The organism is Streptomyces rubellomurinus (assembly GCF_000961885.1).
Taxonomy (GTDB): Bacteria; Actinomycetota; Actinomycetes; order Streptomycetales; family Streptomycetaceae; genus Kitasatospora; species Kitasatospora rubellomurina.
This window is the reverse complement of sequence record NZ_JZKH01000006.1, coordinates 41,946-60,462: the sequence shown is the minus strand read 5'-3', so window position 1 is coordinate 60,462 and position 18,517 is coordinate 41,946. Positions and strand designations below refer to the sequence as shown.

General features: G+C 73.9%; 20 protein-coding genes. 9 read left to right on the top strand and 11 right to left on the bottom strand.

Features of this window, described 5'->3' with window-relative positions; translation table 11 throughout:
- Positions 1–12 precede the first annotated feature (12 nt).
- The 6 genes from VM95_RS04965 to VM95_RS04940 form a co-directional block, all read right to left on the bottom strand.
- Positions 13–1,302 (bottom strand): hypothetical protein, encoded by a 1,290-nt coding sequence (locus VM95_RS04965; RefSeq protein ID WP_045692787.1) that lies wholly within the window; start codon positions 1,300–1,302, stop codon positions 13–15.
- A gap of 313 nt (positions 1,303–1,615) precedes the next feature.
- Positions 1,616–2,590, bottom strand: a complete 975-nt coding sequence (locus tag VM95_RS04960) for a class I SAM-dependent methyltransferase (protein WP_208615405.1) — start codon at positions 2,588–2,590, stop codon at positions 1,616–1,618.
- 300 nt (positions 2,591–2,890) lie between these two features.
- Positions 2,891–3,529 carry a hypothetical protein gene (locus tag VM95_RS04955; protein WP_244178634.1) on the bottom strand — a complete coding sequence of 213 codons (639 nt, stop codon included), beginning with the start codon at positions 3,527–3,529 and terminating at the stop codon, positions 2,891–2,893.
- Positions 3,530–3,745: 216 nt separating this feature from the next.
- Positions 3,746–4,075, bottom strand: coding sequence for a hypothetical protein (locus VM95_RS04950; protein WP_045692849.1), 330 nt, complete (start codon positions 4,073–4,075; stop codon positions 3,746–3,748).
- Positions 4,076–4,154: 79 nt separating this feature from the next.
- Positions 4,155–4,529 carry an Mpo1-like protein gene (locus VM95_RS04945; protein ID WP_045692848.1) on the bottom strand — a complete coding sequence of 125 codons (375 nt, stop codon included), beginning with the start codon at positions 4,527–4,529 and terminating at the stop codon, positions 4,155–4,157.
- Between the two features lie 89 nt (positions 4,530–4,618).
- A complete protein-coding gene (locus tag VM95_RS04940; protein ID WP_045692785.1) occupies positions 4,619–5,404 on the bottom strand; it encodes a maleylpyruvate isomerase family mycothiol-dependent enzyme in 786 nt (261 codons plus the stop codon).
- A gap of 163 nt (positions 5,405–5,567) precedes the next feature.
- Here VM95_RS04940 and VM95_RS04935 point away from each other — a divergent pair, with 163 nt between their 5' ends.
- The 5 genes from VM95_RS04935 (at position 5,568) to VM95_RS04915 (ending at position 9,198) form a co-directional block, all read left to right on the top strand.
- On the top strand, positions 5,568–6,086 hold the full coding sequence (locus VM95_RS04935; protein ID WP_045692784.1) for a hypothetical protein: 519 nt from the start codon (positions 5,568–5,570) through the stop codon (positions 6,084–6,086).
- A 307-nt stretch (positions 6,087–6,393) separates the two neighbouring features.
- Positions 6,394–6,729: a hypothetical protein gene (locus tag VM95_RS04930; RefSeq protein ID WP_045692783.1), complete on the top strand. Its 336-nt coding sequence runs from the start codon at positions 6,394–6,396 to the stop codon at positions 6,727–6,729.
- 78 nt (positions 6,730–6,807) lie between these two features.
- Complete coding sequence (locus VM95_RS04925) at positions 6,808–8,370, top strand: hypothetical protein (protein WP_045692782.1); 1,563 nt, start codon at positions 6,808–6,810, stop codon at positions 8,368–8,370.
- A gap of 7 nt (positions 8,371–8,377) precedes the next feature.
- Complete coding sequence (locus VM95_RS04920) at positions 8,378–8,803, top strand: protease inhibitor I42 family protein (protein ID WP_078859613.1); 426 nt, start codon at positions 8,378–8,380, stop codon at positions 8,801–8,803.
- Entirely contained in the window at positions 8,800–9,198 is a 399-nt protein-coding gene (locus VM95_RS04915; protein ID WP_045692781.1) for a hypothetical protein, read from the top strand. Before VM95_RS04920 ends, VM95_RS04915 begins: the two co-directional genes overlap by 4 nt.
- A 12-nt stretch (positions 9,199–9,210) precedes the next feature.
- Here VM95_RS04915 and VM95_RS04910 read toward each other — a convergent pair whose 3' ends face one another.
- From VM95_RS04910 to VM95_RS04895, 4 genes are all read right to left on the bottom strand, one after another.
- A complete protein-coding gene (locus tag VM95_RS04910) occupies positions 9,211–9,468 on the bottom strand; it encodes a hypothetical protein (protein ID WP_045692780.1) in 258 nt (85 codons plus the stop codon).
- A 36-nt stretch (positions 9,469–9,504) separates the two neighbouring features.
- Positions 9,505–10,029: a hypothetical protein gene (locus VM95_RS04905; RefSeq protein WP_045692779.1), complete on the bottom strand. Its 525-nt coding sequence runs from the start codon at positions 10,027–10,029 to the stop codon at positions 9,505–9,507.
- A 21-nt stretch (positions 10,030–10,050) separates the two neighbouring features.
- Positions 10,051–11,433 (bottom strand): SMI1/KNR4 family protein, encoded by a 1,383-nt coding sequence (locus VM95_RS04900; RefSeq protein ID WP_045692778.1) that lies wholly within the window; start codon positions 11,431–11,433, stop codon positions 10,051–10,053.
- A 117-nt stretch (positions 11,434–11,550) separates the two neighbouring features.
- Positions 11,551–12,351, bottom strand: coding sequence for an SDR family oxidoreductase (locus VM95_RS04895; protein WP_045692777.1), 801 nt, complete (start codon positions 12,349–12,351; stop codon positions 11,551–11,553).
- Between the two features lie 133 nt (positions 12,352–12,484).
- Between VM95_RS04895 and sigJ the strand changes: the two genes are divergently transcribed.
- Positions 12,485–13,399: an RNA polymerase sigma factor SigJ gene (gene sigJ, locus VM95_RS04890; RefSeq protein ID WP_045692776.1), complete on the top strand. Its 915-nt coding sequence runs from the start codon at positions 12,485–12,487 to the stop codon at positions 13,397–13,399.
- 147 nt (positions 13,400–13,546) lie between these two features.
- On the opposite strand, the gene VM95_RS04885 is transcribed toward sigJ, so the two are convergent.
- Positions 13,547–14,122: a nucleosidase gene (locus tag VM95_RS04885; protein ID WP_045692775.1), complete on the bottom strand. Its 576-nt coding sequence runs from the start codon at positions 14,120–14,122 to the stop codon at positions 13,547–13,549.
- 310 nt (positions 14,123–14,432) lie between these two features.
- Here VM95_RS04885 and VM95_RS04880 point away from each other — a divergent pair, with 310 nt between their 5' ends.
- The 3 genes from VM95_RS04880 (at position 14,433) to VM95_RS04870 (ending at position 18,516) form a co-directional block, all read left to right on the top strand.
- Positions 14,433–15,911 carry a hypothetical protein gene (locus tag VM95_RS04880; protein WP_052707146.1) on the top strand — a complete coding sequence of 493 codons (1,479 nt, stop codon included), beginning with the start codon at positions 14,433–14,435 and terminating at the stop codon, positions 15,909–15,911.
- Between the two features lie 16 nt (positions 15,912–15,927).
- Positions 15,928–16,932, top strand: a complete 1,005-nt coding sequence (locus VM95_RS04875; protein WP_157881993.1) for a glutamate ABC transporter substrate-binding protein — start codon at positions 15,928–15,930, stop codon at positions 16,930–16,932.
- A gap of 216 nt (positions 16,933–17,148) precedes the next feature.
- Positions 17,149–18,516, top strand: coding sequence for a hypothetical protein (locus tag VM95_RS04870; protein WP_063773453.1), 1,368 nt, complete (start codon positions 17,149–17,151; stop codon positions 18,514–18,516).
- Position 18,517: the final 1 nt, after the last annotated feature.

The following is an 18,517-nucleotide window of genomic DNA, read 5'->3' as shown; positions in this document are numbered from 1 at the left end:
ACGCGCCTGCGGCTACCGCCACTCCAGGACGACGTCGACGTCGCCGAGCGCCGTGGCCGCCTCCTGCGGGGTGACCTGCTGCGGCTGGGCGCCCGGCACGAGGTCGGTGACGAACGCGTTCTCCTGATCGCCCTGGAGCGATCGGAACAGCAGCTTCTTCCCGTCCGCCGAGACGGCCTGCGGGATGTTCTTCCGGTCGGTCGCCGGGAGCAGGACGGGGCCGGCGCCGTCCTTGGCATTGCTGTTGTCGTTCGGGTTCATCCGGTCGAGGTCGAGGGTCCACAGGTTGTTCTGGTACGGCGGCTTCGGGCTGCCGTTCGCGGCCGGGGCGCAGAGCAGCGTGTGGTTGTCGATCCACCCGGACGGCCGGCAGTCCATGTCCTTGATCGCGCCGGCATGCCCGTCCGCCTTCAGGAGCCCGCTGGCCGTCACCGTCACGACGTTCTGCCCCTCGCCGTCCACGTACCCGACCGCGCGCTTGCCGTCCGGGCTGAAGCGCACGCTGCCGCCGGTCACACCGCGGAGGGGGTTGCCCCCCAGCGTCAGGGCGAGGTCGCCGAAGGCGGCGGGCGCGCCGCTCCACTGCTCGGTGAGCTTGTGGTCGGCGGCGAGCTCGCGACTGGCGACGTGGTCCTGGCCGTTCGGGTCGCGGTACGTGAACCAGACGCTCCCGCCGTCCGGAGCGAAGAGCGCGTCCTTCTCCTTGGGCGTGCTGGTGAAGCCCGCGGCGGTCCCGGTGAGGTCGGTGAAGGTGCCCTTGAGGTCGACGTAGCCGACGTGGCTCGCGCCGGTCCTGTCGTCGGTGGTGACCAGCGCGAGGCGGCTGAAGTCGCGGTCGAAGAGCTGTCGGATCCGCGGCCCGAAGGCGTTGTCCGAGGCGTTGTCACTTCCGCCGGGCGGGCGGGGGAAGTTGCCCGCGCACAGCTCCTGGAGCGCACTCAGCCTGGTGCCGGAGCGGGGGCCGACCACCGCCGTCGCCGGAACGGTGAACTCGACCGACGCCACCTTCTTCCAGCTGCCGGGCTCGAAGCCCTCCACCCACACCTTGGCCGGCCTGGACGCGGGCACGGTGCAGCCCGCGCTGATCACGAGGTCCCGGTCGCGGAAGGTCGCGTCGCCGACCGCGGCGGCGCTCGGCGGCTTCTGCGCCGCGTCCTGAGCGGGCGCCGAGGCATGCCCGTCCGGATCGGGCTGCGAGGACGAGCCCCCGCAGCCGGCGACCAGCGGAAGCACCAGCGCCGCCACCGCCACCGGCGGCGCCAGCCGCCGCCTGACGGTGCGCCACGTCCGCGTGTCTGCCATGAACTCCCCCATCGTTGTGCGGCGGCCGCGCCTGGAGCCGACCGTGGAAGGAAGGCTAGAAGATCACGGACGCCGCCCCGCGCCGCACCCTCGATCCGTCCGCCCGCATGACGAGGAAGCATCGCGTCGGGGACGCGGCCCTCACGCGCCGTACGACGCGGAAGAATCCGGCAATTCAAACGGCTACGACATCCACGAGACCCCTTTCTCCTTCTTCGCCGCAGGACACATTGTTCCCACACGAATCCACCGGGGTCAAGCGAAATAATTCCGCATAAGATCGCACAATAGAACGGCCTACGGAAAGGCGTGATCAGGCACCCGGCTTCTCGGCCACGGCCACCACCGCGACCCGCGGCAGCTCCGCGACATAACCCTCCGGTACGAGCCGCACCGTCGGCCGGACGGCCCGGTGCTCGGGCGGGGTGGGGCGGTCGGTGTGGTCGAAGGCCTCGGCCAGCAGCTGCCACGCGGCGTCCGGTCCGATCGCCTCGAAGTGGCCGGCCAGGCCGTAGCTCTCCCCCATGTGGGCGACCATCGCGGCCCGCGCCCGGTCCGGGGTGGGTGCGAGCACGGTGAACGGGTCGTAGACGTCCAGCACCCGCACCTGCGGGCACCGGTCCTCGAAGAGCTTCCGCAGCTCGGGGTGGGTGAAGTGCTCGTAGTCGTGCCGCACCGTGCCGTGGCGGCTGACGACCCGGAAGAAGTCGGCCATCGCGCTGTCGGGGGCGAAGTCGTGCAGGACCACCCGGCCCCCGGGCCGCACCACCCGCAGCGCCTCGGCGACCGCCCGCGGGCGGGTCCCGTCCGGGATGTGGTGGGTGCCGTAGGCCAGCAGCACGGCGTCCACCGTGTCATCCGCCAGCAGCAGCCGATCGGCGGCCTGCCGCACGGCGGGCAGTCCGTTGGCGAGCGCCTCGGCGACCATCGGCCCGGAGATGTCCCCGGTCAGCACCTCCAGGCCGGCCGGGGACTCGCCCGGCCGCAGCGCCGCCGCGCGCGCGACCGTCCCGTCACCCCCCAACACGTCCAGCACCACGACCTCCCGGCCGCGCCCGGCCGGGACGGTCAGCCCGAGCAGCCGCCGCACACCCGTCCAGCGCACCAGCGGATCCCGCTGGGCCCGGCGGTAGGAGTCGCCACGGCCACCGGAGTCGGAGTCGAACTCGTTCTCCCAGGCCGCCGGCTCCCGCGAGGCGACCGCGCGGTCCAGCCGGTCCGGATCGAGCAGGGCGCGCAGACGCGGATGGCTGACCGCCATCTCCGCCAGGTACTGCGCCGAGGACATTCCGGGAAGATAGGCCGGTGCGGTCATGGCTTCGCGTCCTTTCACCGATGACACCATCGCCATGACTGCCCTTCGCCGGATGAGGAAAAACTCCGCCGATGGGACGTCGATTCGACCGATGAGATGCCGGATCGGACGCTCCCGGAATCTTCGATCGTGGCCGAAGTTCCGGGGCCGAAATCATCGGTCCGGGAAATTCGACCGGCTCCCGCGGTCACCGGATCGCCAGTGCGCGCTCCCCGCCGCCCGGGCCCCGGCCCCCGCCGCGCGGTGCGTGCGGCGGGGGCCGGGACGCCGGGATCAGTTGCGCAGGAGGACCCAGGATCCGAGACCCGCGCAGCCCGAGCCGTTGTAGGCGCCCAGGTGGTAGCCGGCCGGGACGGGGTTGCCGGGGCAGATCGACAGCCCGGGCGCAGCCAGTTGCTGGAACCAGGATCCGATGCCGCGACAGCCGGTGCTGTAGTGGCCGGTCATGACGTACCCGGTCGGGATCGGCGAGCCCGCGCAGGTCCAGACCCCGTCCGTCACCAGCCGCATGAGCCAGGCGTCGCCGAGGCAGGGGCCGTTGCCGGTGACGTGGTCGGTGAGCACGTAGCCGGCCGGGATCGGCGAGCTGGCGCAGATCCACAGCGGGTCCTGCGCGGGTTGCGTGTAGGAGGCGCCGGCTCCGTTGCAGCGGCCGGCGTCATAGCTGGTGATGACGTAGCCCGGCGGGACGGCGGTCCCCCGGCAGATCCAACCGCCCACCGCCAGTTGGGCGGACGAGGCGGACGAGACGGAGGAAACAGGGGCGGCAGCGGGCGCGGCACTCGCCGGGCCGGCGGCCGTGCCGGTGAGGACGGCCGCCAGCACGGCGACCACCCCCGCCACGGCGGCGAGCCGGCCCCGGAGGGCCGCCCACGACGAACGGTCCAGCAGTCGGTGATGTCTTCTGATCACGTCACACCAGTCCTATCGGCAGGTCCGTGCGGCACCGCACGACGGCCGTACGGCGCCGGATTGTGGAGCTGCCGTGACCCTAGCGGGGGTCGGCCCGGCCGAATTGTTCACGGCATGGACACATCACCATCTTGTCCGGAAGTACGCGCGGGATGCCCACAATCCCGCCCTTGACGAGAAGGCGAGAAGCGGAGAAGCGGAGAAGACGAGAACCGCCTACATCCCCGGCCAGGCGCCCAGCTCCTCCACCTCGTGCCGGTTCCACAGGCAGTCGGGCAGCGCGTACCGCCGGGCCTCGTGAATCAGCTGGTACGCCCGCAGCACATCGGGGTGCCGGTACCGCTCGGTCGTCCCCAACGGCAGCGTCAGCCGCCACGCCGTGTTGTACCGGTCGAACGCGCCCTCGACCTCCTGCCGGGCCCTCACCAGCCGGGCGAGCGCGACCGCCCGCTCGGCCGGATCGTCCGCGACCAGCCCGAAGGCCCAGCCCAACCGCTCGTCCCACGCACGGGCGTCGTCGTCGCCCGCCACCGCATCCTCGATCACGCGGGAGACCATCCCCGGCACCGCCCGTCCGCTCCATCGACCGTCCGACGCCCCGTGGAGCCGGGAGCCGCACGGACCGTCAGTCCGAAGGGGCGCCGGCGGCCCCGCCGTGCTCCGCGAGCCAGGTACGGGCGATCCCGCCCAGTTCGGCGTCGCGGCCGGCGAGCATCATGCCGATCATCTTCGCGTCCCCGCGCAGGGACCAGCCCGGGTGCCCGAAGGTGGCCGGGTTGTTCCCCTCGATGAGGAAGTGCGCCGGCCAGGCCGTGCCGTAACCGATCAGCGGCAGCGCGGCCAGGTACCGCTTCCGGCCGCGCGCCAGGCCGTAGGCGCCCACCGCGAGCCCGGTGAGGGTGCCCGCCAGGTGCACCCACCGGGTGGCGGCCTTGGAGTGCATCGCGACGTAGTAGGGCCAGAACTCCTCGAAGGACGCGAAGCGCCCGCTCTCAACCATGCCAGGACGGTAGCGCCACGCCGGCGCCACGCCCATGGCCGGCGCCCCGCCCATGGCCGCGGCGCCGGCAAGGATCCGAACGAAAGGGCCTAGATGCCCGGGTCCCAGGCGAACAGCTGGTCGAAGATGCGGCGGTCGCCGTCGAGCTCCAGGGAGTCCACCGCGGTTCGGCCGTAGAACCACAGGACCAGCTCACTGGCCGTGCCCCGGGCGGAGGCGTCGGCCGGGGCGGCGCCCTCCTCGCCCGCGGCGATGCGGGCGATCCGGGCGCCGTCCGCGGAGAGCGTGACGCGCCAGGAACGGCCCTCGGAGACGTGGTACTCGACGACGGCGGGCTCGTGCGGCCAGGGGGACGACGTCGCGCAGCAGGTGACCAGGAAGTCCTCGGCGCCGTCGAGCGCCACCTCCTCCGGCAGCGGCTGCGCGGCGCCCAGGGCGACCTGGGCGTCGTAGGTGTGCACCGCGATCTCCTGGAGCTGGTGCCGGGCGACGGCGCCGGAGGTCCGCGGCGACTGCGACTTCCCCCACCACGTCCAGCATTCGGCGTCCGGGCCGGATTCCCGCAGGGTGTCCAGCAGTTCCTGGGTCGACGCGGCCAGCCAGGCCAGCAGCGCCTCCCGCTCCTGCGGCTCCTGCGCCGCGGCACGCGCCGCGACGGCCTCGGCCGGCGGGGCGTCGGCCGGCCCGGCCGCGACGATGGCCGCCCAGAAGGGGCGCCCCGAGCCCAGGTGCCGGGCCAGGTCGCGCAGCGTCCACTCGGGGCAGGTCGGCACCCGGACGTCGAGGTCGGGCGCGGCGGCGATCGCGGCCCGGAAGGCCGTCGACCGCTCGTCGATCAGTCGCAGCAGGTCAGGGAGTTCAGGAGTCTTGAGCACTGCGGATGTCTATCACCGCACTTCGGTGGCCGGAAAGCGAATTTCCGGGCGGCGAGGCCGGACCCGGCGGCCGCCCGCCGCCGAAACCGCCGGCCCGCACCGCCGCCCGACGCCGGATAGTCTGCCAACAACCCATCACCAACCGACCGTTGAGGGGAATCCGTTGATCCGCAGCACCAGCCGCCCGCGCGACTTCCACGTCCCCACCCACCGGGAGACCGCCGACGAGTGGGGCGGGCGGATCGCCGTCCCGCGCACCCTCCCGCCCGACTGGTTCCTCCTCCTCGGGCGGATGAGCAGCGACGGCTACCTGTGCCACCTCGACCTCAGCTACCACCTGGACCGCGAGCTCACGGCGATCGTCCAGACCTCCCGGCCCGTCCCGGAGCACTTCCGGGTCAAGTCCCACACCACCCCGCGGACCCAGCTCGCCACCTACCTGACCACCTCCGACCGCCTCCCCTACCGCGCCGCGATCGCCCCGCTCGCCACCACCACCAGCCGGGGCGAGGTGCACCTCGACGGGGTCCCGGTGCCCGTCGAGATCCACCACGCCCACGGCTGTCGCAGCGCGCTGCTCCCCCACGTCCCCGGCCAGCCCGGCTACCTGATCGTCACCGCGCCGGACGAACACTGGACGACCGTCACCGACCTCGTCCTCCAGGCCCCGGACGCCTTCTGAGCGGTCCGGCAGCGCCCGGCCCTCACCGAACCTCCGGAAAAAACACGGGAGTTCCCCACCCGACTTCACTCCAAGGTGGGGTTTGGCTCAACACCCCACCGCCCGGGTGCCGAGAAGCCAACGGGGTGGCGGCGCTGAGGGCCGCCACCCCGCTCCACCCCGTCCCGGCCTCGGAGCCAACGGTGCGTCATGAATCGGTAACAGCAGGATCGTTCCGACGCTCCGCCCGCGAACCGGTCCGTAGAGTGCACGGGGCCGTCGGACAGGACGGCCCAGCAGCGGACACACCCGGGGGTGGGGGAACGCCATGGCGGAGGGCTCGGGCTACACGATCGAGGCCGGCGGGGTCGAGAAGCAGGCCAAGGCACTCGACAAGGCGGCCGGCGACCAGGGCAAGCTCCACCGGTCCACCGTCGACCCCGTCTGCTACGGCGACAACGTGTTCGGCGGCGAGGACGCCGACCCGGCGTACCGGAACTTCAGCACCGCCTGGCACGACGAGACCGACGTGCTCGCGAGCGCCCTGAAGGAACTCGCCGACAAGGTGCGCGGCTCCGCCGGCCACTACCGGAAGGCCGAGAACACCGCGACGACCGGCCTCCACCAGGCGGCCACGGGCGGCGACCCCCGCCCCTTCGGCTGAGCGCCGAGCAGCAGAGCAGCAAGCACTGAGAGCCGAGCGCCGAGAGCCGGAACCGACCAGGGGGGCTGACGAACCACCATGACGAAGCCGTCCACGTCCCAGCGCCGCAAGGCCCTGCAGGACGCACTGAAGGACCTCCGCGAAGCGGACTCCAAGAACGACGTCATCGACGCGATCAAGGACGCCCTCGCCGTCCACGCGCCGGTCGGCGACCCGGCCGCCATCGAGGCCACCGGCAACCGCTACAAGACCATGGCCACCGAGTCGGAGCACCTCCACCGGGACGTCACGACGATCGCCGAGACCGGCCTGCCGGACGTCTGGACCGGAACCACCGGCGCGAAGGCCGCCGAGGTGATCGGTGCCACCGGCCGCGCCATCGACCGGCAGAGCACCGCCTTCATCAAGGCCTGGCTGACCCTGCACAACCTCGCCGACGCCCTGCGCGCCGCCCAGGCGGCGGACGGCCCGGCGCGCTCCGGCGCCCAGCAGGTGCTCAGCCAACTCGGCGGCAAGGAAGGGTGGTTCGACGAGTGGTTCGAGGACGATGACGACGAGGCCAAGCGCAAGAAGGCGCAGCAGGCCGCCATCCCGCACGTCGAGGGGATGCTGACCGCCGCCGCGAAGGCCGACGACGCGGCCCGCGCGGCCGCCCGCGACCTCAACAGGCTGGCGGACGAGGCCCGGGCGGGCAAACTGCGCGCCAAGGGCGTCAGTTCCGCGGACAAGGTGGTCCTCGCCGAGACCTCCGGCCCGGACGGCCCCACCGAACTGAACGACCTGCTCACCGCCAACGACCTCAAGCGGTCCGGCGAGTACCTGGACAGGATGAACCCCACCGACCTCGCCGCCTTCGACCGGATGCTCGCCGACTCCTCGACCCCGCAGGAGCGCGCCTACCTGATGAAGGCCCTGGCGGCCGGCCACAGCCTGGACGAGATCCGCGCCTTCGACGGCAAGATCCACGGCAAGGACCCGGAGTGGCTGCGGACGCACCTGACGCCCGTGTACACAAAGAGCGACAACCGGGACAGCGGCGGGCAGGAGAACGACGGCACCAACAAGATCAGGTACGGCGTGAAGTTCGGCACCACCATGTGGCAGCAGACCGGGCCGACCTGCGTCGCCTCCACCACCGTCACGGCCCGGGCGATGGCCGACCCGCTCTACGCACTGGACCTGACCGGTGGCCCGACCGGCCAGGACAACGACCCGGCCGCCTTCCAACGGCGCCTGTTGGACGAGCAGAACCGCGTCCACGAGGAGGGTCACGGAAACGCCAAGGGGATGGACGAGGACGGCACCGGGGACGTGCTGGCCAAGGAGGTCAGCCCCCACACCGGGGCCACCTACGAGTACAAGAGCCTGTCGGACGAGAACGCCCGGCGCGCGATCCTGCCGGAGATCGAGAAGGCGGTCGCCGACGGCAAGCCGGTGCCGGTGTCGATCGAAGGCCACGTCGGCGACGAACGCAAGGGCCACGAGGTGCTGATCGTCGGCCAGGAAGGCGACATGCTGCAGGTCTACAACCCCTGGGGCTACACCACCTGGATCAGCGAGGCCGACTTCGCCAACGGCCACATGGACCACGTGGCGGACAACCGGACGCCCGTCGTCGACGCCGTCCACCTGCCGAAGTGAGCCACCGGTGACCCCTCTGACGAGAACACCGCTGCGGGCGGTGGCCCTGATCGCGGTCCTCGCGGCCTGCCTGGCGGCCTCCGCCTCGAACCAGCCGGACCGCGGCCGGATCCTCGGTCCGGACGAACGCTCGGTGACCCTCACGCCCGGCGATCGCTTCTCGATCGCCGTCGAGGACAACGCCTCGATCGGCGACGACTGGAGCATCGTGGACCCGAGAGCGGACACCGCCGTGGTGGCCGCGGTCGACCAGGTCACCGACTACCCGCCGGGCTACGAGAAGTACATCGGCGGTGGCGGCACCGCCTACTACATCTTCGAGGCCAAGGGCCGGGGCACCACGACCATCACCCTCCACAACTGCTTCCGCATCTGCGACGACCCGGAGATCGGCAAGGACGTGTACAACACCTACACCGTGACGGTCCGATGAGCACCCCCGACCGTTTCCGCCCCAAGACGGACGACGAGCTCCGCCGACTCGACGTCCCCGTCCTGCTCCGCTACGGCCTGGCCTTCGGCGGCCACCACCGGGCGGCCCTGTTCGGCGACGGCGCGGTCGCCGCCGCGCTGGAGGCCGACGCGCTCGGGGTGCTGCCCCGCTCGCTGTCCTTCCTCGCCGAGGTGGTGCGCAGTGGCGGTACCCGCTACGCGGCCGAACTCCCCGAGCCCCTGCCCGGGCCGGACGCGGCCCGGCTCGCCCACGCCTGGCTGACCTCGGCGGCCACCACCGTCACCACCGTCGACGGCGACCGGCTGCTGGCGAGCTGGCTGAAGGCGGTCGCCGAGGTCCTGGGCCTGCGTCGGACCGTCCGGGGCGCGCCCTGACCGCGAGCGGCGTCAGTAGTGGTACGCCGCGCGCTTGCGCAGCAGCACCAGCGCCACGAACCCGAGCAGCACGACGGCGATCCCCCAGAACATCTCCAGCCCGATCAGCACCCCGCCCAGCATCTCCACCGCCGCCGCGGCCGACTGCTGCCGCACCTCCACCGGCGTCCGCCGGCTCTCGGACGGCCGCACCAACTGGCGCCCGGTGCCCACCTGGACGAGGTTGATCAGCATCAGCGCACCCGCCGCGACGGCGATGAATATCCACATCCCGCCGAGCGTAGTGACCCGCCCCGCCCGGAGCCGCTACCGGGGGCTGAACAGCGGTTCGTACGCGTTGCCCTCCTCCGCGTTGAGCAGCACGTACCGCCCGCCCAGGCCGATCGCGACCTCCCCCAGCCGGGCCAACGCCTCGGCCACGGACGGGACTTCGAGCCCGAGCGCGGCGGCGGCCGCGTCCCGGTCGGCGTACAGGTCGGGCTCGTCCTCCAGGTAGTCCTCCGCCGCCTCCGCGGCCTCGGCCTCCGTCAGCCGGGTGCAGTCCCGCCACCACGGCACGGCCAGCAGCAGCCGGACCAGCTCCGGCAGGCCGACCGCCAGCAGCGCCGAGCCGCCCTCGGAGTCGGCGTACAGGACGGGCCGCTCCTCGCCGCCGTCCCCGCAGAAGAAGAAGGTGCCGCCCGCACCGTCCTTGGCGAACTCCTCCAGCACCTCGCCGGAGGCGAGCACGACGGCCTCGCCGTGCGGGTAGTGGTCGAGGTTCAGGTCCCCGGGCCAGAGCAGGAAGTCGAGGGCGGCGTCGTTGGCGCGGATGCGATCGATGAGCGACATGGCCGACACCCTAGGGTGCCGCTACGACACCGGTCCGAGCTCGCCCTCGACGACCGTCTCGGTGATCTGCGGTCGGTCCCACAGGGCGAGGATCTCGTTGGCCAGTCGGATGACCGCGCAGGGGTCCGGCTCGCCGTACGCGACGACGGCGGCGGCCGACAGGCTGCGCGGGACGGCCCCGGCGTCGAGCAGGACGCGCCAGTCCCGCGGAGTCAGCTCCAGGAACTCCAGCCCGGTCAGCCCGCCGATCTCCCGGGGGTCGGCGAGCATGCCGTGGCCGGCGGACAACGTCCGCAGCCCGGGCAGGCCGACGAGCGGGGCGAGGCTGAACGGTTCGGGGCTGCCGCCGAGGGTCAGCACCTCCAGGTCGGGGTGGGCGACGGCCTCGACGCTCATCGACTGCCGGCCGTAGATCCTGGCCAGCACGGGCGACTTGTCCACGTTCCGGCCGGAGTACCAGTCCCGCCCCGGGCCCAGCACCGCCTCGGTCAGGGACTCGGCGAACAGATCACCGCCGACGCTGTCCTCGTGGCCGAGCACGATGAGCTGCCCGAGGTGGCCGCGCGGGCCGGGGGTCAGGTCGACGGCGACCAGGTCCCCGCCGCCGGTGTCGCCGATGACGATCCAGCCGGGCGACCAGACCAGGTCCTGCACGGCGGCGTCGGGCGCGGTGACGCACACCTGTGTCGCCGCGTGCTCCCAGCGGAACCGCGAGCGTGAACGGTTCTCGGTGAAGATCCAGTTCAGGGAGCTCAGCTCGAAACCGAGGACACCGCCGACCCGTTCCGAGGCCTCGGCGAGCAGCGCGAAGTCCTCCCCGCTCTCCAGGTCGTCGTACCAGTCCGCCCTCGTCACCCGGTAGAGCACCTTCAGCTCCTCCGGCAGCGCCACCCCCAACCGGGCCTCGGCGGCGGCGATCTCCTCCTCGGTGGCGCCGGTCTCGTCCGGCAGCCGCTCGCGCAGCGTCCGCTCCAGCAGCTCCAGGTCCACGGACGGGGCGAGCCGCGCCCCGGGCGCCGGGTCGGGCAGGCGGCGCCACGGCGCCGGCACGGCGTCCTCGACCAGGGTCAGCGCGCCGGGGTGGGCGTTGCCGAGGCCGGGATCGACGGCGGGGCCGTGGTCGAGCAGGCGCAGCACCGTCCTCCCGCTCGGCGGGATCTCGACGGTGAACGCGGCCTCGACCATCGCGGCCTCGACGAGGGCCGCCCGGACCCGGTCGACCGCGTCCCGCTCCGCCCGGTCGTCCGGCTCCGCCCCCGCCGGGCGCCGCAGCGGCACGCTCCAGCCGTGCTGCCCGATCCGCCCCGACACCCGCCCGCCCGGCGCGGCGAGGCGCTCCGCGTGGGACGCCCGCAGGAGCCGGAGCAGCGGCTCCCAGGTGGTGAAGTCGTTCAGCGTGGACAACGGGGGCCTCCGGCGCGGGCGGTGATCGGGACGGTGGCCATTGTCGCCACCGCCACCGACAGCCCGTCACCCGACAGCAGCCCGTCACCCGACAGCGCGTCCGCCCGGCCACGCCCCTCACGCCGCCAGCCGCTCCGCCAGGAACTCCTCCCAGGTGCGCCGCCCGTGCTCGGCGTCGGCCGGGGCGAGGTTGGTGCCCGCCCGGTACGCGCGGCCGACCTTGCCCGGCAGCCGGAAGTGCAGCTGCCGCCGGGTGCGGCCGTGCGCGGCGAGGTAGCCCTTCGCCAGCTCGCCCATCTCGTACACCTCCGGGCCGGCCAGGTCGGCCACCGTCCCGGCGGGCTCGCCGAGCGCCAGCTCGACCAGCCGGGCGGCGACGTCGCGCACGTCGACGGGCTGCCAGCGGACCCCGCCGGGCGCCGGGACGAGCGGCAGCTTCGCCATCTTCTCGACGACGGTGAGCGCCAGGTCGTGGAACTGGGCGGCGCGCAGCACGGTGTACGGCAGGCCCGAGCCGGCGACGGCCTGCTCGGCGGCGTGCTTGGCCCGGAAGTAGCCGAGCGGCACGGCGTCCGCGCCGATCACCGAGATGTACACCAGGTGCCGCACCCCGGCCCGGCGCGCGGCGTCGACGAGCCGCCGGGTGGCGACGTCGTCGCCCTTGGGGCCGCCGGCCAGGTGCAGCACGGTGTGGACGCCGGCGAGCGCCGCGTCCAGGTCCGCGGCGGCCTGCGCCGCGTCGCCGAGCAGGTCGCCGCGCAGGTACGTCACGCCGTCCTCGCCCGCCCGCTCCTGCCGGCTGAGGACCCGCACGGGCAGCCCGGCGGCCCGCAGCAGCGGGACGACGTGCCGGCCGAGGTTGCCGGTGCCGCCGGTGACCAGGACCGGGGTCTTCGCCGTGTTCGCCGTGTTCGCCATGATCGTCTCCGAATCGCTCGTGCCGGGCGGGAACCTTCGGGATCCAGGTCCCCGGGAGGTTGATCTCCGCGCCGCGGCCGTTGTTGGGTGGCTTCTGCTGCTCTGACCCGAGGCGACGAAGGAATGTGACACGGTGGACGAGAAATCTTCCGAGGAGTCCTCGCGGACCGCGCTCTTCGAGGAGCACCGCCCGCACCTGCGGGCCGTCGCGTACCGGATGCTCGGCTCGATCAGCGAGGCCGAGGACGCCGTCCAGGACGCCTGGCTGCGCTACGACCGCAGCGACACCACCGAGGTGGCGAACCCGGGCGGCTGGCTGACCACCGTGGTCTCCCGGGTCTGCCTCAACCTGCTGCGCGACCGCGCCCAGCGCCGCGAGGAGCCCCTGGAGACCGGGACCGGCCCGGAGCGCATCCCGGATCCGCTGCTGCGGCGCGAGGGCGTGGTCGACCCGGAGCAGGAGGTGCTGCTCGCGGACTCGGTCGGCCTGGCGCTGATGGTGGTGATGGAGTCGCTGTCGCCGGCCGAGCGGGTGGCCTTCGTGCTGCACGACCTGTTCGCGGTGCCGTTCGAGGAGATCGCCCCGCTGATCGAGAAGACGGCCGCCGCGACCCGCCAACTGGCCAGCCGGGCCCGGCGCAAGGTGCAGGGCCAGACGCCGGCGCCGGATCCGGACCTGGGCCGCCAGCGGATCGCCGTGGACGCGTTCTTCGCCGCCTCCCGCAGCGGCGACCTGGACGCGCTGGTCGCCGTCCTCGACCCGGACGTGGTGCTGCGCTCGGACGGCGGCACGCTGCGCGCCCGGCACACGCTGGTGCTCACCGGCGCGGCCACGGTGGCCGGCCAGGCGGCCATGTGGGGCACCCTGGCGCCGTTCGCCCGCCCGGCGCTGGTCAACGGCACGGCCGGCGCGGTGGTCATCGGCGCCAACGGCCGGGCGCTGTCGATCATGGCGTTCACCGTCGTGGACGACGCGATCGTGGCGATCGACGTGATCGCCGACCCGGAGCGGCTGGCGGCGTTCGACCTCTCGGCCTTCCGCGACTGACGGTCGCGCGATCAGCCCCGTGGCGACGGAAGGGCGGCCGGAACCCCGGCCGCCCTTCCCGCTCCCCGAGTTCCCCGAGTTCCCGAACTCCCCGAACTCCCCGAGCTCAGCGCCCGGCCGCACCCCCCGGGGGCGGCCGACGACCCGTCACCAGCCCTGGGTCCGCACCCAGTCCGCCAGGTGCCGGGCGCAGTCGTCCACCGACTCCCGCCAGCTGTGCCCGGCGCCCTCCCCGGCCTCGTCGCTGACGTGCTTGACCAGCCGCACCGGCAGCCCGGCCCGGTGGGCGACGGTGGCGACGGCGTAGCCCTCCATGTCGACCAGGTCGGCGTGCTCGGCCAGGCGCTCGCGGGCGGCGGCGTCGGAGACGAACAGGTCCCCGGTGGCGAGCACCGGGCCCTCACCCTTGCCGACCACCAGCGGGGCGCCGTACTGGCGGCCGGTGAGCGCGTACAGCGCGGGGGTGTCGATGTCGTGCTGGATCACCTGGACGACGTGGTGGGTGCCCTCCCAGCCGGGGCGCAGCGCGCCCGCCGTGCCGAGGTTGATCACCTCGGAGGGCTTCTCGCCGCCGGCGAGCACGGTGGCCAGCGCGGCGGCGGCGTTGACCTTCCCTATCCCGGTGAGCAGGACGGGCAGTCGGTCGTCGAGGTGGGCCGCCTCCTCGCGGACGGCGACGACGAGCAGCGGGCGGTCGGGGGTGATCGTTCCAAGCAGGCGCATGGGGTCATGGTACGGAGCGGGGGCCCCGCCGCCCGGGAGCACACGGACCGGTCCCGCCCGCCCGCCGTCCACCGGCCCGCCGCCACAACCGGACCCCGGCGCTCCGCCGGATCCGGGGAACCGCGTAGGGTGCAGCCCGCGTCGGACGGATCGCCGCACGAGAGCCGAACACGAGCACGGCGCGCGAACCGTGCACGACACATGCTCAAGATCCACGCAAGTCGGGTGTGGCCGGGGGGAGTCACGGCCATACTGCTGGCAACGGCCGGGCCCCGCAGGACGGGACCGGCACCAGGGGAGGATGAGGCGGGTGGCGACACCAGTAGGCAACGGCCCAGCGGGCGCCGCGGTCCCGGCACGGCCGAGCAGCCCGCCGGCCGCGCCGGGGACGGCCCCGGCCGCACCGGGCGGCGGCCCCCGCGTCCCCGCCCAGCGCTCCCGCCCGGGCACCGCGGCCGCCGGCCTGATGGCCCGCCTGGCGCGCAGCACCAGCACCGCCCCCGGCCGGCTGCGGCTGGCCGGCGTGCTGCTCACGGTGCTGACGGTCGCCTTCGGCGCGCTCACCGCCTGGCAGTTGGAGACCCGGGCGCAGGCCGCCGACCGGGTGGTCTCCTACAGCCAGCCGCTGAGCCGGGACGCGGCCGAGATCCAGCGCAGCCTGGCCGACGCCGCCACCACCTCGGCGAGCGGCTTCCTGCTGGCCGGCGCCGAGCCCGATGCCGTCCGCAAGCGCTACGAACTGGACCTCGCGACGGCCGCCCGGCTGATCTCCGAGGCCGCCGCCCGGACCACCGCGACCTCCCCGGCGCAGGGCTCGCTCTCCACGCTGAACCAGCAACTGCCCGTCTACGCGGGCCTGGTGGAGTCGGCCCGGGCCGACAACCGGCAGGGCATCCCGCTCGGCGGCGCCTACCTGCGGTACGCCTCCGAGCAGATCCAGACCGTGCTGCTGCCGACCGCCGCGCAGCTGGCCGCCGCCGAGGACAAGGAGCTGGCGCGGGACTACGCGGACGCCAAGTCCGTGCCGTGGGCGGCGTTCGGCCTGGCGGTGCTCACCCTGGCGGCGCTGGCCTGGGTGCAGGTGCTGCTGTGCCGGCGCACCAACCGGGTGTTCAACATCGGCCTGCTGGCCGCCACCGCCGCCGTCCTGGCGGGCTCGCTCTGGCTCGCCGTCACCGGGCTGACCACCGGTTCGGCACTGGACCGCAGCGACCGGCAGGGCGCGACGCCGCTGCGGGCGCTCAACGCGGCCCGGGTGGACGTGCTGTCCGCCCGGCTGGCGGAGAACCTGCACCTGGTCGCGCGCGGTTCGACCGGCAAGTACCGGGACCAGTGGACCGCCGCCACCGACAACCTGGGCACCACCGAGAACCTGGCCGCGGCCGGGGCCGACCAGCTCGCCGCGGCCAAGGGCTCGCTCCCGGAGGCCCTGCGGCTCGCCCCGGGCGCCGCCGCGGAGTCCGTCCGGGACGCCGCCAAGGACTACGACACCTGGCGCCTGCGGCACACCGGGGCCGGGAAGTTGGAGCAGGACAACGCCGACTACCAGGGCGCCCTGAACGCCACCGTGTCGGCCACCGACACCACCGGCACCGCCGACGCCGCCTTCAGCCTCACCGACCAGGCGCTGGCCAAGGCCGCCGACGCCGAGCAGCAGCAGTTCGACTCCGCCGCCGAGGGCACCGGCCGGGACCTCCGCACCGCCGCCGGCGCGGCCGCGGTGCTGGGCCTGCTGGCCGCGGTCGCCGCGCTGCGCGGCCTGGGCCGCCGACTGGCCGAGTACCGGTAACAGGGGGATGGGACAGATGCGAACGAGGACCGTACCGACCAGGGGCGCCGCGGCGCTGGCAGTGCTGGCGGCCTGCGCGACGGTGCTCGGCGGGGGCGGCCCCTCGGGTGCCGCGCCGGCCGCCGCGAACGACGCACCGCCGGCCGTCCGGCAGACCGCCGTCCAGCAGACCGCCGCCCAGCAGACCGGAGAGAAGTCCGGGGAGCAGTCCGACACCTGCGACCCCTACTCCAGCGTGCCGCCGAGCACGGCGGACGGCCCGGCGGTGAACCTCATCAAGGCCAAGCGCAGCCTGGTGATCGGGGTGGACCAGAACAGCTTCCGCTGGGGCGCGCGCAACCCGAACACCGGTCAGATCGAGGGCTTCGACATCGACCTGGCCCGGGCGCTCGGCGCCGCCATCATCGGCGACCCGGACAAGGTGGTGCTCAAGCCGGTGGCCACCGCCGACCGCGTCGACGCCGTCCAGAAGGGGCGGGTCGACCTGATCGTGCGCACCATGACGATCAACTGCGACCGGATGAAGCAGGTCGCCTTCTCCAAGCCGTACTTCAGCATCAGCCAGCGGGTGCTGGTCCCGAAGACCTCCCCGGCGAAGAACCTGGACGAGGCGATCGGCGGCCGGAACGTCTGCGTCGCCAAGGGGTCGACGGCCGCCGACGTCTTCGACCCGAACAAGGGCGGCGCCAAGAAGGACTCCAAGGCCCGCCTGACGGTCGTGGAGAACCAGCTGGACTGCCTGGTCCTGATGCAGCTCGGCAAGGTGGACGCCACCATGACCGACAACGGCCTGGCGGCCGGCCAGGCCGCCCAGGACCAGACGGTGCGGATCGTGGACGGCGACGTCCAGCCGGAGGTGATCGGCATCGCCATGCTCAAGACCAGCCCCGACCTGACCGCCCGGGTCAACCAGGTGCTGGCCGACTACCACGCGAGCGGCGAGTGGGGGCGCAGCTACGACCGCTGGCTCAAGCCGTACATGCTCAACGACGCCGACCACTACTGGCCCGCCCCGCACTGACCGGCCCGGCCGGCGGGCGCGCCGGCGGCACGTCAGCGGCGCGTTGACGCGCGCTTGACGCCCCGCGCCCGCGCCACCGGAACGGCCACCGGCTAGGGTTCGGGACGATCACCGCGGGCAGGTGCCGGTGGTGGACACGGGGGTTGTCGTGGGATCACCCGCCATCGAGCAGGTCGGCGGGACGCTCGCACGCGAGGAAGAAGGAAGGACACCGCGGTGGCGGCATCGGCTGGCCCGGTACTGAACCGGGAGGAGGTGGACCGCGCGCTCGCCCGCCTCGGCGCGGAGCGGGACGCGGTCGAGTCGGCGCTGCTCGCGCTGCAGGACCACCCGGGCCTGCGGCTGCTGGACGGCGCCGACCTGTCCGGGCGGACGCTGGAGCGCTGGTCCGTGGCCGGGAAGGGCCTGCCGCTGCTGTGGGCGCTGTTCGACCGCTACTCGGAGGCGCTGGCCTCCGCACGCGCCGTCCGGGCCCGCAGGGCCAAGCCCGGCGCGAGCGAACTCGCCGAGCTGAGCGAGCTGTTGACCGGCGACGCGGTGACCGTCCCGGGCGGCGCGCTGCCGGACGGCCCGCAACTGCTCGGCGCACCCGCCAAGCTGGTCGAGCGGGTCAGCCTGGACGCGCTGATGGCCCGGATGAACTCCTGGTACGCCACCGTCCTGGAGGTGGTCAGCGCCGCCGACGCCGTCTGGTCGGCGCTGCCCGCCCGGATCGACCTGCTGCTCGCCGAGCTCCAGCGGGTGCAGACCCTGGCCGCCTCGCTCGGCGTCCTGGCCGGCAGCCACCCGCTCGGCGACGACCTGACGGCCCTGGCCGCCGACCTCACCGGGCTGCGCACCGAGGTCCGCGAGGACCCGCTGGCGCTGTGGCGCCCGGCCCGGGTGCCCGCCCAGCGCGGCACCGTGCCGGAGGGCACCGCCTTCGCCACCCCCACCGGCGTGGTGGACACCGAGCGCTTCGACCGCGCCGGGCGGGCGCTGGACGGCATCCGGCTGGAGCTGGAGGACGTGCTGCGGCTGCGCGACGACGCCGAGGAGCGGCTGCAGGGCGTCGGCGACCTGCTGCAGCGGGCCGACGCCACCCTGGCCGAGGCCCGGCGGGCCCGCGGCGAGGTGCTGGCGAAGATAGCCGCCAGCGACGTCCCGGCCGTGCCCGGCCCGGCCTCGGCGCTGCGCGAGCGGATCGTGGCGGCGCTGGACCTGCGCCAGAGCGGCCAGTGGGGCCGGCTGGCACCGCTGCTGGAGGCCCTGGAGGACGCCGCCGCCAAGGAGTTGGCCCGGGCCCGGCAGTCGCTCACCGAGGTGACCCAGCCGCTGGCCGTCCGGGCGGAGCTGCGCGGCCGGCTGGACGCCTACAAGGCGATGGCGGCCCGGCTGCGGGTCGCCGAGGACCCGGAAGTGCTCGAACGGTACGAGAAGGCGCGCTGGCTGCTGTGGAGCGCGCCGTGCGACCTGCGGGCGGCCGCCGCCGCGGTGGCCCGCTTCCAGCAGTCGCTGCGGCCGGCCCAGGCCGAGGCCGTGCAGGAGACGCCACACGACGCGGCCGGCCCGGCGCCGGTCGACGGACAGGTTCAGGGGGGCTGAG

Bases quoted from the DNA above. Each gene is read 5' to 3' on its own strand.
- VM95_RS04965 (WP_045692787.1), bottom strand. From the start codon at position 1,302: ATGGCAGACACGCGGACGTGGCGCACCGTCAGGCGGCGGCTGGCGCCG.
- VM95_RS04960 (WP_208615405.1), bottom strand. From the start codon at position 2,590: ATGTCCTCGGCGCAGTACCTGGCGGAGATGGCGGTCAGCCATCCGCGT.
- VM95_RS04945 (WP_045692848.1), bottom strand. From the start codon at position 4,529: ATGGTTGAGAGCGGGCGCTTCGCGTCCTTCGAGGAGTTCTGGCCCTAC.
- VM95_RS04930 (WP_045692783.1), top strand. From the start codon at position 6,394: ATGGCGGAGGGCTCGGGCTACACGATCGAGGCCGGCGGGGTCGAGAAG.
- VM95_RS04925 (WP_045692782.1), top strand. From the start codon at position 6,808: ATGACGAAGCCGTCCACGTCCCAGCGCCGCAAGGCCCTGCAGGACGCA.
- VM95_RS04915 (WP_045692781.1), top strand. From the start codon at position 8,800: ATGAGCACCCCCGACCGTTTCCGCCCCAAGACGGACGACGAGCTCCGC.
- VM95_RS04910 (WP_045692780.1), bottom strand. From the start codon at position 9,468: ATGTGGATATTCATCGCCGTCGCGGCGGGTGCGCTGATGCTGATCAAC.
- VM95_RS04905 (WP_045692779.1), bottom strand. From the start codon at position 10,029: ATGTCGCTCATCGATCGCATCCGCGCCAACGACGCCGCCCTCGACTTC.
- VM95_RS04895 (WP_045692777.1), bottom strand. From the start codon at position 12,351: ATGGCGAACACGGCGAACACGGCGAAGACCCCGGTCCTGGTCACCGGC.
- VM95_RS04885 (WP_045692775.1), bottom strand. From the start codon at position 14,122: ATGCGCCTGCTTGGAACGATCACCCCCGACCGCCCGCTGCTCGTCGTC.
- VM95_RS04875 (WP_157881993.1), top strand. From the start codon at position 15,928: ATGCGAACGAGGACCGTACCGACCAGGGGCGCCGCGGCGCTGGCAGTG.